The following is a 15,540-nucleotide window of genomic DNA, read 5'->3' as shown; positions in this document are numbered from 1 at the left end:
CCTTTTCGAGCAAAGGTCAGTGCCGCCTCATGTGCTTTAACGCAGGAGTGCTTGAGGGCTACCGGACCCCGGCCATCAACTTCTTGATGGGCTTCTTGGCCAGGAACAAGGCGGCGCCGAAGGCAATGGACACTAGACCGATCGCTAGGAAGTACGGGGTCTCATTAGCGGGGTTGTACCACTGAGCAAGCACCCCGGACATGGCCGTGCCGAGTGCGACGGAGAGGAAGAACAACGCCACCATCTGCGTCTGGAAGGCCGCCGGTGCCAGCTTGGTGGCCAGCGAGAGACCTACGGGGGAAAGCATGAGCTCGGCCACCGTGAAGAGCAGCAGGATGAACACTATGGCCAGCATCGGCACCATAGCCATGCCGGCAAACGGAATGAAGGACAGGTACGCCAGTCCCATGACAACCAGTGCCACGGAGAATTTCACGGGTGTGCCAGGCTGGCGGTCACCCCATTTGGTCCACAGCGCGGCAAACACGCCAGCCAGGATGATAATAAACACCGGGTTGATCGAGGAAACCCAGCTCGCCGGAATTTCCCAGCCGAGGATGGTTCGGTCCAGGCGCTGGTCAGAGTAGAGGGCAATCACGGTGAACTGCTGCTGGAAGAGCGACCAGAATACGGCGCTCGCCAAGAACAGCGGGATGAAGGAGAACACGCGGCTGCGCTCGAGGCCGGTGACCGTCTTGTTGGCCAGGATGACGGCAAAGTAAGCAACCGCGGCCACAATAACCACGGCAACAATGACCCACTTGAGGTTTTCTGCCGTGATGAGCTTCAAGGTCACAGCAACCACGACCAGTGCCACGCCACCGACTGCCAGGGCAATAAACTTGCCGTACTGTGCGCGGGGGAGCGGGTTCGGGATCTCGTGGGCGGATTGGGGCAGGTTCTTGCGTGTCAGACCGTACTGGAGCAGACCGAAGGCCATACCCACAGCCGCTGCGGCGAAACCAACGTGGAAGCCGTATGTGACCTGCAACCAACCTGTGGCCAGAGGGCCAATGAGTCCACCAATGTTGATGCCCATGTAGAAGATGGAGAAACCAGCATCGCGGCGGTTATCGTCCTTGGCGTAGAGGCTGCCCACTAGGGCGGTGGCGTTGGCCTTCAAACCACCGGAGCCCACGCCAATGAGAATCAAACCCAGAGCCAGGCCCGCGGCACCCGGAACCAGTGCAAGGGAGAGGTGACCGGCCATGATCATGATGGCACTGTAGAACAGCACCTTTTCCGAACCCATGAGGCGGTCAGCCACCCACGCACCGAGGATGGTGGACAGGTAAACGCCGCCACCGTACGCGCCAACAATCCCCAACGCGGTGGGCTGGTCAATACCCAGGCCGCCCTGGGTGATTGAGTAGTACATGTAGTAGGCAAGAATTCCTTGCATACCGTAGAAGGAGAACCTTTCCCACAGCTCGACGCTGAAGAGGTTCAGCAGCATCTTTGGCTGGCCAAAAAATGCGGTGTCAGGATTCTTGGGGGGAGCCGTTGCCTGATCGGCGGGGCTGTTTTGTGAGCTCACATCTTCAATTTTCGCACTCGAGACGCGTTACGTCATATTTGCAATTGTGTGCATATTAGTTAGCAGCTCCCTCCCGGGTGTTCGTTGCGCTCATAGAGGGCAGCTCGGGAGCTAGGCTTAGTTAGTATTGGCTTTTATTTTCAAGGAGAGAATCACATGTCAGACATCATGAACGTAACGGTCGCCGATCTGGGCGGGGATGCTGTGATCCTGGATGTCCGCGAAGACTACGAGTGGGAAGCCGGCCATGTGGACGGTGCCCTGCACATCCCGTTGGAGCAGTTGCCGGCCAGATTTGAGGAGCTGGACCCTGACGTTGACGTCAACGTCATTTGCCGCACTGGCGGACGATCTTTGAGGGCCACCACCTGGCTGGTGCAAAACGGTTACAGCGCCTTCAACGTCATTGGCGGCATGGGTGCCTGGTTTGAGGCAGACAAGCCCATGGTTTCCACCAACGATCAAGCCCCGCGCGTGCTCTAACTCCCTTCCCCCATCAACGACAGGCCCCCCATGACAGACGCGCCCTTTGACTCCAGCTTGCCCCTGACCTTTCTTGGGCCGGAAGGAACCTTTACCGAGGCTGCCCTGCTACAGGTTCCGGGCGCTGGTGCGATGCTACGGATCCCGTCAACCAATGCTGCGGCCGCCCTCGCCAAGGTGCGCGCCGGTGAAGCTTTTGCTGCCATGCTGCCCATTGAGAATTCCATTGAAGGCGGTGTTCCGGCCACGCTGGATGCCATCTCCAAGGGAATGGAGTTGCGGATCATTCATGAAGTAGTGGTCCCCGTCAGCTTCGTCCTGGTGGCGCCGGCCGGGGTGGAGTTGGCGAACATCAGCTCCGTGGGCACGCATCCGCATGCCTGGGCGCAGACACGGGAATGGTTTGGCGAACACCTGCCACTTGCCTCGCATGTGCCAGCAAATTCGACGGCGGCTGCCGCCCACTCGCTGCTGGAGGGTACGGATGCGTTCCAAGCTGCGGTGTGCGCTCCGCTGGTGGCAGAGCAAACGGGGCTCAACATCCTCGCCGCAGGCATTGAGGACAACATGGGCGCCGTGACCCGGTTTGTCCTGGTGGCACGTCCTGGATCTTTGCCGGAGCCCACAGGCGCTGACAGGACCACGCTGTCCATTGCCCAGCCTGATGACCACCCGGGCGCCTTGATGGCTCTGCTGGAGCAATTTGCCAGCCGCGGTGTGAACCTGAGCCGCATTGAGTCCCGGCCCACGGGACAATTTTTGGGGCACTATGTTTTCAGTGTTGATTTGGAGGGGCACATCCGTGATGCTCGCGTGGCCGATGCGCTGCGGGGCCTGCACCGGGTAACCGCTGAAATTCGTTTCCTGGGGTCCTATCCGCGCGCCGACAAACAGCCGCCATTGATTCGCCCCTACAACTCGGATACGGCCTTTGAGGACGCCGCACACTGGGTCCAGGCCCTCCGCTAGTATCTGCCACCGGCGCATCCCTTTCGGACAAGGACCGGCAAGTCTATGCTTGGCCTATCTCCACAAGATCACTTGCAGGAGATGGAAAGAAGTTGCTCCCACCAGGGAAGAGGCGCGTCAATCATGGATCAGCATGCAGAGCAAAATAATCGCCAAGACGGCACCATTGTGAACCCGGGTAAAAATACCGGCAAGGACACATCAGTTGGTGACGAGGGTGATGACGCCAACGAGTTGCGCTTCGATGAAGAGCAACGCCTCATCCAGGAACAATCGCACCGGCCCGAAACCGACTAGGCCCGAAACCGACTAGGCCCAAATCAGGCTGGTGTGCCGGCTGAACCCCCAGCGGGCTAGGCCGGGCCGTTGGGTGCAGCGACCCGGACCAGCACGGCCTTGGGCTCAACACTGACCTTGACGGCTGTCGCTGGCCCGGACGGGTCTCCATCGATCTGGGTCTCCACCGGCAGGACCGTGCGAATGGTCAGGTTCCGGGAGCGGTAAAAATTGATGACCGGCAGGTGGTTTTTGTGCTGAAACACCACTTTTCCGGCCATCGCCAGCCAGCCGAAAGCGCTGCGCGGGCTGATCACCACAACGTCCAGAACGCCGTCGTCAATTAAGGCCCCGGGCACAAAGTCAATGCCGCCCGGCAACAGGCCACAATTGGCGAACAATACCGAACGGACCTTGCGCTGTTGGGCGGGCTCATCATCGAGAGTGATGCTGATCTTCTTGCGCCGTCCGGCCAAATGACGCAGCCCAGCCTCGCTGTAGGCTAACCAGCCCACATGCTCCTTGAGCTTGGAATTGGTGTCATTCATGACATCTGCGTCCATGCCCAGACCGGCAATGACCATGAAGGAATGTTTTGAAATAGCGCCTGTGATGCCGTCCTCGAGCTCCATCAGCCCGGCATCTATGTGGCGCTGGTGGCCAAAGAGAGCTATCTGGACACACCCTGCAATATCAGTGACATCAAGGCTCAGATTGCGGGCAAGAAGATTCCCGGTGCCCAAGGGAATGATGCCAAGGGGAATCTCGGTGTGTCGCAGGGTCTGGCCCACGGCGCGTACCGTACCGTCGCCGCCGCCCACAATAACGACGTCGGCCTTGGCTTCCAGTGCCGCCGCAGCCATGGAGAAACCAGGGTCCTCCGCGGTGGTCTCCATCAAGAGGGGCTCCGGCCAGCCAGCCATGGACACCGAGCGGCTGATGAGGGTTTTCGCCGCGTCGGAACCGTTTTTGGTGGGGTTGTAGATAAAAACAACTTGCTGCTTGGCCAGATTGATTTTGTGCGGAGAATCTGCCACGGCACTGCGGGTGTGCTTTTGGGCGAGCTTGCGCACACCGAGCCAGCTGGCGCCGGAAGCAAGCACAATGATGACCACAATGAGGGCTACAAGAAGTTCGGTAGGCATGATTGTCTAACCATAGCGGTTGAAGTTGCATTGATTGGATAAGCTTAGGACGTGATCGATGTACGAGACCTCTGCGAAAATCCCGAAATTTACCGTGCCAGCCAGCGTGCCCGTGGTGCCGAACCGTCTGTGGTGGACTCCATCATCGCCGCGGAGCGCTCCCGCAAGTCCGCGATCACCTCTTTTGAGGCCCTGCGCGCCGAGCAAAATGCCTTTGGAAAGAAGGTGGCCAAGGCAAAGGGCGAAGAAAAACAAGCCCTGCTGGCCGAAGTCAAGGAGTTGGCGGTAGCCGTCAAGGCGGCCTCAGCAACAGCCGAGGCAGCCAGCGCCGAACAGGACACGCTGGTACGGAGCATGGCCAACCTTGTCACTGACGGCGTCCCCGAGGGCGGCGAAGATGACTTTGTTGTTCTCAAAACGGTGGGCACGCCGCGCGAATTCCCCGACTTCACCCCGCGTGACCACCTGGAAATTGGTGAGTTGATCGGTGCGATCGACATGGAACGTGGCGCCAAGGTCTCCGGATCCCGCTTCTACTTCCTCAAGGGTGTTGGTGCGCGCCTTGAAATGGCGCTGCTGCAGATGGCCATGGACCAGGCCATCGAAGCCGGGTTCACACCCATGATCACCCCCACCTTGGTGTTGCCCGAGACGATGGCCGGAACCGGCTTCGATGTGGAGCACGACGCCGAAATTTACCGCCTTGCCGAGGACAATCTGTACCTGGTGGGCACCTCCGAGGTGGCCCTGGCCGGCTACCATGGCAATGAGATCATCAACGTTGAACAACCCGTACGCTATGCCGGATGGTCCTCCTGCTACCGCCGTGAGGCCGGCTCGCACGGTAAGGACACCCGCGGGATCATCCGCGTGCATCAGTTCAACAAGGTGGAAATGTTTGTTTACACCACGGTTGAAAAGGCTGCCGAGGAACACCAGCGCCTGCTCGCCTGGGAAGAGGAAATGCTGGCCAAGGTGGAACTGCCTTACCGTGTCATTGACACGGCAGCCGGTGACCTGGGCATGTCCGCCGCCCGCAAGTTCGATTGTGAGGCGTGGGTTCCCACCCAGGACGCCTACCGTGAGCTGACGTCCACTTCCAACTGCACCACGTTCCAGGCGCGCCGGTTGAACATCCGTGAGCGTCAAACCGCGGACGACGGCGGTAAGGGTGGCACCCGCGCTGTTGCCACACTCAACGGCACGCTCGCTACCACGCGGTGGATTGTGGCCATTTTGGAGCATCACCAGAACGCGGATGGCTCTGTCAACGTCCCGGTGGCCCTGCGCAAGTACATGGGCGGCTTGGAAGTTTTCCCCGTCCTGTAACTGCCGGAATCTTTGCTGTAAAGAACACCGGGTAAATACTCACACTGTGCATAGGGTTGTGAGTATTTACCCGGTGTTCACGGCTTTGACAGTCACTGAGTGTGTTTTTCTCAGCCCCATCTGTTTGACTTGGGGGTATGACAATGACAGTAAATAGCGTAATTTCCGGCATCGATGACCGGAGTGAAGAAGTAACAAAGTATCTAGTAGCCCTAGATATTGACGGCACCTTGGTTGATCACGACGGGCTCATGAGCGATGGTGTGCGCGCGGCCGCTCAGGCCGTGGTCGACGCCGGGCATCACGTTATCCTCGCCACGGGCCGATCCTTGGGCGCTCTGCTGCCCATAGTGGAGGCAATAGGGATGCGCCGCGGATTTGGGGTGTGTTCCAACGGCGGGGTGAGTATCCGCCTGGACCCTGACCTTGCTAACGGGTATGAGGTCATTGAGCGGGTGACCTTTGATCCGGCCCCTGCCCTGAACGCCTTGCGGGATAAGGTGCCTGGCGCCCGGTTTGCACTAGAAGATGCCGACGGGAACTTCCTGGCAACCTCCCGTTTTCAGGATGCCAGCTTTGGTATTGAAGCCCGAGGCGTGGATTTTCAGCACTTGTTGGCGGCCAAGGCCGTCCGGGTTGTGGTCAATAGCGCCGAGGCCAGTACGGAGGATTTCGCGGCCGCCATTACGGCTGCCGGCCTGCACGGGGTCACCTATGCAATCGGCTGGAGTGCCTGGCTGGACATTGCCGCTTCCGGTGTCACCAAGGCCTCCGCTCTTGAGGTGCTGCGCTCCAGATTGGGCGTTGAACAGGGACTGACAGTGGCTGTGGGCGACGGCTCCAATGACATTGAAATGCTCCGTTGGGCGGCCCGAGGCGTGGCCATGGGCCAAGCCATCGATGAGGTCAAGGCTGTTGCTGATGAGGTCACAGCTTCCGTGTACGACGACGGTGCTGCCGCGATCTTACGCTCCCTTCTCGCCTAAGAAACAGTTCCGCCCAGTTTCGAATGGCTCGGTCACTTCCGGGCCTCCAAACGAGCACGCTCCCGCAGCATCGGCGCGTTTTTGCCCAACGCTCACTCGCCTTCTGCAGCAGGACGGTGGCTAAAGACGCCGCGGCCTGTTCAGAACCTGCCGGGATGAAACCGAAGCGCATGTCCGCGATAGTGGTTCCGGTTAGCAACAAGGCCACAATGGCGCCGATACCGCTCATGGAATCCCACAAGCCGTGCAAGAGGGCTACTGCCACGTAGGCGTAGAAGATGCTTAAGCGGAACCGGAAATGTGTGCACCCGCGGGCTGCGCCGAACAGGACAGCGCCGAGGATGGCAGTCCACAACACGTGGCCCACAGGTGTCAGGATGGCAGGTAATGCCTCAGTCTGAAGCAAGGTGATGAGGTCCAGACCCTGGGTTGTAATGACAGCGTTGAAGGCGTAGCCGGCGGATTCGAAAGCGGCAAAACCTGCGCCAACCGCGGCTCCCAGAAGAGCACCCTGGCTGGCAGATTTGGGGATGACCCGCCAGCCGATCACGATCAGGACGATGCCCTTGACCAGTTCCTCAATGAACCCCACGGACACATAGGTGAAGAGGTTGTTGGCCAGGTCCGCTTCGAGCAGGGACGCGCCGAGAACCCCGCAAATCCCGCCCACCACAAATGCCAAAATGACCCTGAGGGTTGTGGTGTTTCCTACCATGCGTTCCAACACAAAGAGGACCACACAAAACGGCACCAGAAGACTGCCCAGCAAGATCAGGGCGGGGATCAGGTTGCTGTTGAGCTTTGGCTCCGAGCGGATTGGCTGTGGTGCTCATGGTGAGAAATCCCCTTGTCCCAGGCCAACCGCCGGTGCGGCGGGGCAGGTGCCTCAAGTCTTGGCTTGTAGCATCTTCAAGTCAATACAAAGGGTTGGATCAGGGTCTCATCGCAGTTTGCAATGCCCGCGTTTGCTGCTTGTCGATGCTGGCGTGATAAGTGCTTTTGGAAGCCACGTTTGGGTCTCCTGCGCCAAGGATGGCAAAGAGAATCACTATCAGCCAGCCGGGGAAAAGTACTGTGCGCAGGAACATGAGCCAACCGCTCCGCCAGAACCCCGGTGCACTTCCGTCACGGAGTTTTACAAGTTGGGTGCCCCCAGCCAAAGTGCCCAGAGTGTGGCCGCGCAGGCACAAGAAGCCATATATCCAAGAGCTGGCAATCCAGGTGCCAACTCCAGCAACGATTGCTGTGGCCGCGCCATTTTTTCCCATGGCTAGGGCCACTATGAGAGTCAACACCATGACCACGGCAAAATCCAAGGCCCATGCGCCAATGAGTTTCCCATCACTGGCGCGGACCCCCCACGTGCCATTGCCGAATTGAGCGGTTCTTTTGGGATTCCAGGAGCCAACAGGCACAGGGGCATGGTTGTTGGACTGATGCGGAGGAAGAAAAGACACTACAGGCCCGCCTCCACAACTTCACGAATTGCTCCCACACCAGTGGCCCGGGAGATTGTTGCCAGATTCAGCATTGCCATACCGTTGTCCTCGCTGGCGCTCATGCCATGGAGCTGATCACCCTGGGTGTAGATGGTGTAGTGCCTGAAAGTGTCCGGATCCAGGCTGATGGCCGAAATGGTTGTCACGCCCCGGGTGTCTTTTAATGTGGCTTCGGCAACTTGCGCGAACCTCTCTGCCGTAAATGACAGGGGGTCGCCATCAGCGCAATCAACTTCGGCGGCATTGGCCAAGGTCATGAGACGATCGGGGAACTCGAGGCGACTGACAACTGTGAAAGTGTGTGATCCGGCACTGTCCACGACTTCTTCAAGTACCTGGTCCGCGTGCACATAGCCGTACATCCATACACGGTCACCGTCTTTGGTCAGCTCCGCTGTAACAACACGTTCGCCCAACCGCCGAAGAGTTAAAATGCCGGTGATTTCATCCGCTGCACCAAGCCCGGATGGTGCTGTCTCCCCTTCCCCTATGAGCGGGAAAGCCAATCCTTTAGACAAGAGGGAGCGTAGCGCCACATTACAGGCGAGCTCCCTTTGCTCGGTGTGCAGGTCAAGCCAGGGCAGGGCCACGGCTTGGGAGCGTTCCAGCCCGTCAAGTGCCACTATTTCTTCGTCGGTCAACATGGGCAGGCTGAAGCCCTCGCCGGTTGAATTCGCGAGCACGGACTCTGCGCACTGGATGTCCCGTTGGGTCCATTCAATGGTTTTCTCGGTGGTCATGCGAACAATCCTCCAAGGCTCTTAACGGGATTCGAGAAGAAATTCTTCGCCCCGTTCACAACATTATTGGCACCTTCAACTACGCCGCCAACGGCCTTTTTGGCCCCATCAAAGACATTACCAGCGGCGTTTGCGATCCCTCGCCCCATGGCTTGGCCCCATTTAGTGTCGGCAATCAAGTTACCAACGGCCCACCCGGCAGCGATAACTCCAGCACCTACAACAATTCCAATGCCCACAGGGTTGCTGAGCAGACCCACGGCCATGAGGAGGCTTCCGCCTCCGGCCACCACGCTCATTCCGCCGGAGATACGGTCCATGACTCCCCGTCCGCCGTCGTGGTCGGGCCAGAACATGTCGTGGATGCCGCCCCCAATGGCAAAGGGTGCGGCGGCCACGCCCGCGAACCGACCGAAGGCCTTGAGCCCGGTACCGATCTTGCCGACTATTCCATCAGCCTTGGTGAAGACGCCAAGAGCATTTTTGAAGTCGTCCCCAAACTGAGCGAAGTTGGGTAGTTTCCCCTTGAGGTCGAAAATCGTTTTGCTTGACAGTAGGCCCTTCCAGTCTTTGAGGTAAGTGAGCGCATCTTTGCCCTTTGAGAGTCCGCCAACGAGCGCCTTACCCCAATCGATCAGAGTGTTCTGTGCGTTCCAACCATTGTCCTGAGGTGCCGGAGCAACACAACTTTCCCCAGTGCCATCAATGCTGGCGGTCGAACTTGCCGTTTCCTGTTCCTGAGCATTCTTGCGCAGCATGGTGGAAACTTCCGCCAACGTGCGGGACGTGGCAGCAAGGGTGGGGCGGTGCGACGAGTTCCATGTTTGCCGGAAACGGTCGGCGTCTGGCCCTTTCCATCCGCGGGACTGGTTCACCACGTTGGAGAGCAGTTGTGCTTGCTGTGACAGGGCATGGGAGGCCTTGTCCATGGTCTTGGCGAAGTCCCGAAGGTCAGCAATGTCAGCGCCAATAAAACCGTCCATGGCTGTCCTTTCGAGACTGTGAATCCTGTGAGCTCCTTTATGGAAGCTCAAGAAGAAGAGGAATTGAACAATGGCCAGTCTATTGACAGCTCAGAGGTGCTGCCATGGGCAGAACTGTCCATGGCAGCAGGGGTGAACTTAAAAGAAAGAACCGACGGCGTGCCATAGTGGCCACGGCGGTCGAAATTTCAACCTCCCTGGACGCTATGGCACGCCGTCGGCGTGTGTCAGTCTCGGTGCTTGGCCAGCAGCGGAGAATTAGTGCTGTGTGTCTTTGTAGCGCTTGATGGAGGCGGTCAGCTCGGCTTCTGCGGCGGCGCGGTCGGCCCAGCCTTCAGCCTTGACCCACTTGCCGGGCTCCAGGTCCTTGTACCGGGTGAAGAAATGCTCGATTTCCTTGATCAGGAATTCGTCCACATCGGAAAGTTCCTGAATGTGATCAAAGCGCTTGTCATCAACAACACAGAGAACCTTGGCGTCTCCACCGGACTCGTCCGTCATGTTGAATACGGCGATGGGGCGGGCATCCACCACAACGCCTGGGTGCAGGTCAAAGTCCTGCAACAGCACTAGGGCGTCCAGAGGATCGCCGTCTTCGCCGAGGGTGTCATCGAAGAAGCCGTAGTGCGTGGGGTACGCCATGGAGGTGAACAACACGCGGTCCAGGCGCACGCGGCCGGTCTCGTGGTCAACTTCGTACTTGACGCGTGATCCGCGGGGGATCTCGATGGTGACGTCGTGCTTCATCGTTATGCTCCTCATGATGTTGTGTGTGCGGGCGAACCCAGCCCGGCACAGGATTTGAGTCTAGTATGAGGATATAGGCGCTTTTGTTGCGCTAAAAACCCGCCCGTTCTTTTTGGGCACAATATTGCCCTTTTGCTGAGGCCGCGAGCCGAAGCCACCTGCTGTGAAGGAACCGCCTATTTCATGGGACGCACGTCAAAAGCTGTGACGAGTGGCTTGCTCATTTGTGCATTGGCCGCCGTTACGGTGCCGGTGGGACTGAATCTGCTCCCTGCCTTCCTTCCTCAAGATCCGGCCGCGGTGGCCGTTGTACCCGCCGCCCAGCTGGCACCCACCAGTATCAGCACGCTGAGCGGAATTTCACCCCTCTCCGCCGAGGCTCCACTGCCTGACACGGCCAAACTCTCAGCCGAGTTGAGCCAGGCCCTGAAGTACGACGGCGCGGGCACCTTCAGCATGTATGTCAGCGATGTTTCTTCCGGGAAGGCGCTGTTCTCCCAGGATGGGCAGGTAGCGCGGACACCGGCGTCGAACTTGAAATTGTTGACAGCGGCGGCAGCCCTGGACACGCTAGGCCCCGGCACCCGTTTGCCTACCCAAGTCCTGGCCGGGGCCACGGCCAATGACATTGTGTTGCGCGGCGGCGGAGACACCATGCTTGGCGCCGGGGAAGGCGATCCGGAAGCCACCCTAGGGCATGCCGGGCTGGCCGACTTGGCGGCCGAAACCGCCACAGCCCTCGCCGCCGCGGGGGTCAAGGGCCCGGTTACCCTCAAGGTGGATGACACCTTGTTTACGGGCGCCGCGCTGAATCCCCAGTGGACGGAAGGGGACGTTGAGGCCGGTGAAATTGCCCCTATTTTCCCGCTTGCGCTGAACGTCGGGCGCTACGAACCTGGTGTGCTCAGCGGACCGCGGCCCCAGGATTCTGCTATGACGGCGGCACAGACGTTCTCCGATGCGCTCGCAGACGCCGGCGTAGCCACCACGGATTTAATTTCCCGCACCACCGGGGCTGGGGCCGGTGCTGTACTAGCCAGCGTGGACTCAGCCACTGTTGCCGAGCAAGTCCAGTACATGCTTTCTGAATCTGATAACTATGTGGCGGAAGCCCTGGGCCGGATGGTGGCCGTGAAGTTGGGCAGCGCAGCCAGCAACGCGGGCTCCGTGGCAGCTGTTCGCCAAGTGGCGGAAGCGCTGGGGCTGTCCATGGACGGTGTTCTCACCACTGACAACTGTGGCCTTGGAGTTGGCAACTTGATCAGTTCCGAGCGTTTGGTGGCACTGATATTGCTTATGCTGGCGGACCCTTCCTCTGACATTGGCCAAGCCCTGCCCGGGCTGCCCATTGCCGGGCTGAGCGGCTCACTATCGCAGCGCTTTGTCACGGCGCCTGATCTGGCTGGCGCAGGTTTGGTGCGGGCCAAGACGGGCTCACTCAATGAAGTGACCGCCCTGTCCGGTTACGTCATCAACTCCCACGGCCGGTTGTTGGCCTTCTCCATACTGGGCAATGGTTTGAGCGGCGGCGCGGGCGCCGCCCGTCCCGTAGTTGATGACGCCGCCACCATCCTGGCCCAGAGCTAACCTGACCCACGGCTAACCTGACCCACGGCTAACCGCACCCAGGTGCTCCCGCGGCCACGGACGTAGTGCACGGACCTAGCGCAGCTGTCAGTGGCCAGCGCCTTGTCAGGGAATTGTGATCTGATGGATTCATGAGCCCGCACAGCAATGACGCAGCCACACCACCTCCCACTATGGTCAATTGGGGCCTCGCGGCCAGAACAGCTGCCAATTTGGCGCCTGCCGGGCCGGCCTTATCGGGCTCGGAAATATCCGCAGCCGTGGAAAATATGCGCCTGATGGCCGAACGCTCGGTGCCCTACGTCCATGAAATCTCCCAGCTCGAAGCGGCAAGGGATCTGCGTGATTCTGAGGTTCTCATAGTCGATAGGGCCTCTTGGGCCAAGGCTAATACTCAGAGCTTTGAAGTCATGATGGACCCCGTACTACGCGCACTCGCTGCCAAGGCAGCCGAATCGTCCAAGGCGGGCAACACCGGCGGATCCGCACTGAGCGCCACTGTTACGGGTGCCCAGTTGGGTGGCGCCCTGGCGTTCCTTTCCAGCAAAGTTTTGGGCCAGTACGATCCCTTTGCCGCGTTGGCGCCCTCCGCCTCGCCCAAACAGCAGGCCTCGGGTGGGCGGCTTTTGCTGGTGGCGCCAAACATCATCACGGTTGAGCGTGAGATGAAAGTTGACCCTGCCGATTTCAGGCTCTGGGTCTGCCTGCACGAGCAGACCCACCGGGTCCAATTCGCTGCTGCGCCGTGGCTGCGCCACCACATGCTCGGTGAGATTGAGAAGCTCGGGGCTCTGTTGGTGGGTGACTCCGAGAACTTTGGTGAGCGCCTTCTGGAATCTGCCAAATCACTGGGCAGCAAGAAGGAGAAGGCGGCGGCTCCCGCTGGTGAAGCTCACCGCGGCAGTGTCCTTGACCTGATCCAGAACCCTGATCAAAAGGCGGCACTCTCGCATTTAACCGCGGTCATGAGCTTGTTGGAAGGGCACGCCAACGTGGTCATGGACGGTGTTGACCAAAGTATTGTCCCCACAGTTCGCACCATTCGCCAGCGCTTCAACAGCCGCAGCAAGGACCGCGGTGTGATTGAAAAGTTCATCCGCAATCTGATGGGCCTAGACGCCAAAATGCGTCAGTACAGCGATGGTGCCAAATTTGTTCGCGACGCCGTTGGCGTTGTCGGCATGGAGGGATTCAATAACGTGTGGACCCAAGTGGAAAATCTGCCCACGGAGGAAGAAATTCACAACGCCCGCCTCTGGGTTGAACGGATGGGGCTCTAATGACGGCGCAGGGCACCTCCCGAGGCCGGCTCGATCCGACCGTGGGCAAGGCCCGGGCCATGGTGGGCGGTCTGCTCGGGTTGAAAACCACCGGTAAGAACCGCCCAGTCCAGAATCCGCCACTGATCCTGGTGGGCTGTAGCGGCGGCCCCGACTCTCTGGCGCTGGCCGCCGTGTGTGCGTTTTTTGCCACGCGTGGCGAGGTGCGGGTGGGGGCCGTGGTGGTTGACCACCAGATGCAAGAAGGCAGTGCCGAGGTTGCTCAAGCCACCGCCGGGCAGTTGCGCGGGCTTGGCCTGGACCCGGTTGTGGTGCGGACCGTGGACCTAGAGCACGACGGCGCGGGCCCTGAAGCAGCTGCTCGCGCTGCCCGTTTTGGGGCACTTGAGGCGACAGCACACCAGCTGGGCGCCGATCAGGTACTTTTGGGTCACACCCTAGATGATCAGGCGGAATCCGTTTTGCTGGGGCTGGCCCGTGGCTCCGGAACCCGCTCCCTGGCCGGCATGCGTGAACGCCGCGGCATGTATGTCCGCCCCTTTTTAGGGTTGCGTCGCGATGAGACATTGGCCATATGTCAGGCCCTGGGCCTGACCCCGTGGCACGACCCCGCCAACCAAGACCCCGCCTATCTGCGAGTCCGCGTACGCAACACGGTGCTCCCGTTCCTCGGTGCCGAACTTGGCCCTGGTGTGGCGGCGTCGCTGGCACGCTCGGCTACCATTTTGGGTTACGACGCTGACTTCCTTGATGAACTTGCCGCAGCAGAATATGTCACCTTGGCGCAACGCAGCACCGAATCAGGCACGGAATTCCCACAGATTGCACTGAGCGAGAACGGCCTCAGGGGACTGCCTGCGGCCCTACGGATGAGAGTGTTGGCGCTGGCCGCCGTCGAACTTGGAGGGGTGCAGCCCAGCCTTGAACGGCTGGCTGCCGCCGAAACACTGTTAGCCCGGAGCGGATCGGCCGGACCGGTGCAACTGGCCGGAAAAGTCAGTGCCTGGCGAATTTCCCGCAAGCACAGTGTTCCCCACGAAGGCGCCAGCTATGGGAAGCTTGTTCTTAAGCGCAGCAGTTGAGCGCAACACGCACCAAGAAACAGCCTAAAAACCAGTACCAATCCTTCACAAACAGGAGTCATGGGTGGATTCACAAGACGTCCAAGCCGATCTCAAGCACGTTCTTTTTACCAAAGAACAAATCCAAACACGCGTAACCGAACTGGCCGCGCAGATTGATGCCGATTACCAGGGCCGTGATGTCCTGTTGGTGGGAGTTCTCAAGGGCGCTGTCATGATCATGGCTGATCTGTCCCGCGCCCTGCACAGCCACGTCACCATGGACTGGATGGCTGTTTCCTCCTACGGTTCCGGCACCCAGTCCTCCGGCGTTGTCCGGATCCTGAAGGACCTGGAAACCGACCTCATGGGCAAGCATGTGCTCATTGTTGAAGACATCATTGACTCGGGTCTGACCCTGTCATGGCTGCGCGCCAACCTGATGTCGCGCGGACCGGCTTCGGTGGAAATCTGCACCCTGCTGCGCAAGCCTGCCGCAGCCAAGGTTGAGATTGACGTCAAGTATGTGGGTTACGAGATCCCCAATGAATTTGTTGTGGGCTACGGTCTGGACTTTGCTGAAAAGTACCGCAACCTGGACTTCATCGGCACCCTCTCACCGCACATTTACGAATAAAGTGCACTGTGGCGCGCCCGTTCCCTCTATGGAAGCGGGCGCGCAACCTTTTAAGCGTTGTCGCGCCGTGACGGGCCCTGCCGCTCTAATGATGAGCACGCGAAGCACCTGCAGCGGCGTCATTGTGAAGGCTGTGCCATGGCAGCAGTCAACCAGGCGCATAAGCTCAGGGCGGCACACTCAGATAGTGGCTTTTACTCCTCGAGAGTCAATAAGCGATCCTGGAGCGAGCAACAATTGCAGAATTGCCGAATTCGTTATGCCCTCAGGGAACTAAAGGG

At 59.6% G+C, this 15,540-nt stretch carries 17 protein-coding genes; 10 read left to right on the top strand and 7 right to left on the bottom strand.

The window, feature by feature from the left end:
• Positions 1-58: 58 nt before the first annotated feature.
• The gene (locus tag RY113_RS10670; protein WP_110105940.1) at positions 59-1,456 is read right to left on the bottom strand and encodes a peptide MFS transporter; all 1,398 of its coding nucleotides are present in this window, start codon (positions 1,454-1,456) and stop codon (positions 59-61) included.
• Positions 1,457-1,693: 237 nt separating this feature from the next.
• Between RY113_RS10670 and RY113_RS10665 the strand changes: the two genes are divergently transcribed.
• The 3 genes from RY113_RS10665 (at position 1,694) to RY113_RS10655 (ending at position 3,286) form a co-directional block, all read left to right on the top strand.
• Positions 1,694-2,020, top strand: coding sequence for a rhodanese-like domain-containing protein (locus tag RY113_RS10665; RefSeq protein WP_315914524.1), 327 nt, complete (start codon positions 1,694-1,696; stop codon positions 2,018-2,020).
• Between the two features lie 30 nt (positions 2,021-2,050).
• The gene (pheA, locus tag RY113_RS10660) at positions 2,051-2,989 is read left to right on the top strand and encodes a prephenate dehydratase (protein WP_110105800.1); all 939 of its coding nucleotides are present in this window, start codon (positions 2,051-2,053) and stop codon (positions 2,987-2,989) included.
• A gap of 123 nt (positions 2,990-3,112) precedes the next feature.
• On the top strand, positions 3,113-3,286 hold the full coding sequence (locus tag RY113_RS10655) for a hypothetical protein (protein WP_315914523.1): 174 nt from the start codon (positions 3,113-3,115) through the stop codon (positions 3,284-3,286).
• Positions 3,287-3,342: 56 nt separating this feature from the next.
• On the opposite strand, the gene RY113_RS10650 is transcribed toward RY113_RS10655, so the two are convergent.
• Entirely contained in the window at positions 3,343-4,410 is a 1,068-nt protein-coding gene (locus tag RY113_RS10650) for a diacylglycerol kinase family protein (protein ID WP_110105801.1), read from the bottom strand.
• Between the two features lie 51 nt (positions 4,411-4,461).
• Between RY113_RS10650 and serS the strand changes: the two genes are divergently transcribed.
• Complete coding sequence (gene serS / locus RY113_RS10645) at positions 4,462-5,739, top strand: serine--tRNA ligase (RefSeq protein ID WP_110105802.1); 1,278 nt, start codon at positions 4,462-4,464, stop codon at positions 5,737-5,739.
• 137 nt (positions 5,740-5,876) lie between these two features.
• Positions 5,877-6,725, top strand: a complete 849-nt coding sequence (locus RY113_RS10640) for an HAD family hydrolase (protein ID WP_315914522.1) — start codon at positions 5,877-5,879, stop codon at positions 6,723-6,725.
• Here RY113_RS10640 and RY113_RS10635 read toward each other — a convergent pair.
• The 4 genes from RY113_RS10635 to RY113_RS10620 form a co-directional block, all read right to left on the bottom strand.
• A complete protein-coding gene (locus tag RY113_RS10635) occupies positions 6,667-7,440 on the bottom strand; it encodes a PrsW family glutamic-type intramembrane protease (RefSeq protein ID WP_315914521.1) in 774 nt (257 codons plus the stop codon). The two genes, RY113_RS10640 and RY113_RS10635, sit on opposite strands and share 59 nt — an antisense overlap.
• 217 nt (positions 7,441-7,657) lie before the next feature.
• The gene (locus RY113_RS10630) at positions 7,658-8,182 is read right to left on the bottom strand and encodes an RDD family protein (RefSeq protein ID WP_315914520.1); all 525 of its coding nucleotides are present in this window, start codon (positions 8,180-8,182) and stop codon (positions 7,658-7,660) included.
• Entirely contained in the window at positions 8,182-8,964 is a 783-nt protein-coding gene (locus tag RY113_RS10625) for a hypothetical protein (RefSeq protein ID WP_110105805.1), read from the bottom strand. The genes RY113_RS10630 and RY113_RS10625 overlap by 1 nt, the downstream gene beginning before the upstream one ends.
• A complete protein-coding gene (locus RY113_RS10620; RefSeq protein ID WP_315914519.1) occupies positions 8,961-9,947 on the bottom strand; it encodes a hypothetical protein in 987 nt (328 codons plus the stop codon). Before RY113_RS10620 ends, RY113_RS10625 begins: the two co-directional genes overlap by 4 nt.
• Positions 9,948-9,974: 27 nt before the next feature.
• On the opposite strand from RY113_RS10620, the gene RY113_RS10615 reads away from it, so the two are divergent.
• Positions 9,975-10,115, top strand: a complete 141-nt coding sequence (locus tag RY113_RS10615; RefSeq protein WP_170120935.1) for a hypothetical protein — start codon at positions 9,975-9,977, stop codon at positions 10,113-10,115.
• Between the two features lie 90 nt (positions 10,116-10,205).
• On the opposite strand, the gene RY113_RS10610 is transcribed toward RY113_RS10615, so the two are convergent.
• Positions 10,206-10,694: an inorganic diphosphatase gene (locus tag RY113_RS10610; RefSeq protein ID WP_110105807.1), complete on the bottom strand. Its 489-nt coding sequence runs from the start codon at positions 10,692-10,694 to the stop codon at positions 10,206-10,208.
• 183 nt (positions 10,695-10,877) lie between these two features.
• On the opposite strand from RY113_RS10610, the gene dacB reads away from it, so the two are divergent.
• The 4 genes from dacB to hpt all read left to right on the top strand — a co-directional run bounded on the left by dacB (position 10,878) and on the right by hpt (position 15,259).
• Positions 10,878-12,281 (top strand): D-alanyl-D-alanine carboxypeptidase/D-alanyl-D-alanine-endopeptidase, encoded by a 1,404-nt coding sequence (gene dacB, locus RY113_RS10605; RefSeq protein WP_315914518.1) that lies wholly within the window; start codon positions 10,878-10,880, stop codon positions 12,279-12,281.
• Positions 12,282-12,412: 131 nt separating this feature from the next.
• A complete protein-coding gene (locus RY113_RS10600; protein WP_110105809.1) occupies positions 12,413-13,561 on the top strand; it encodes a zinc-dependent metalloprotease in 1,149 nt (382 codons plus the stop codon).
• Positions 13,561-14,643: a tRNA lysidine(34) synthetase TilS gene (gene tilS / locus RY113_RS10595; protein ID WP_315914517.1), complete on the top strand. Its 1,083-nt coding sequence runs from the start codon at positions 13,561-13,563 to the stop codon at positions 14,641-14,643. Before RY113_RS10600 ends, tilS begins: the two co-directional genes overlap by 1 nt.
• 64 nt (positions 14,644-14,707) lie before the next feature.
• Positions 14,708-15,259 (top strand): hypoxanthine phosphoribosyltransferase, encoded by a 552-nt coding sequence (gene hpt, locus RY113_RS10590; RefSeq protein WP_110105810.1) that lies wholly within the window; start codon positions 14,708-14,710, stop codon positions 15,257-15,259.
• The last annotated feature ends 281 nt before the right edge of the window (positions 15,260-15,540 follow it).

The organism is Arthrobacter sp. lap29 (genome assembly GCF_032458965.1).
Classification (GTDB): domain Bacteria; phylum Actinomycetota; class Actinomycetes; order Actinomycetales; family Micrococcaceae; genus Specibacter; species Specibacter psychrochitiniphilus.
This window is presented reverse-complemented; position numbering and strand designations above follow the sequence as displayed.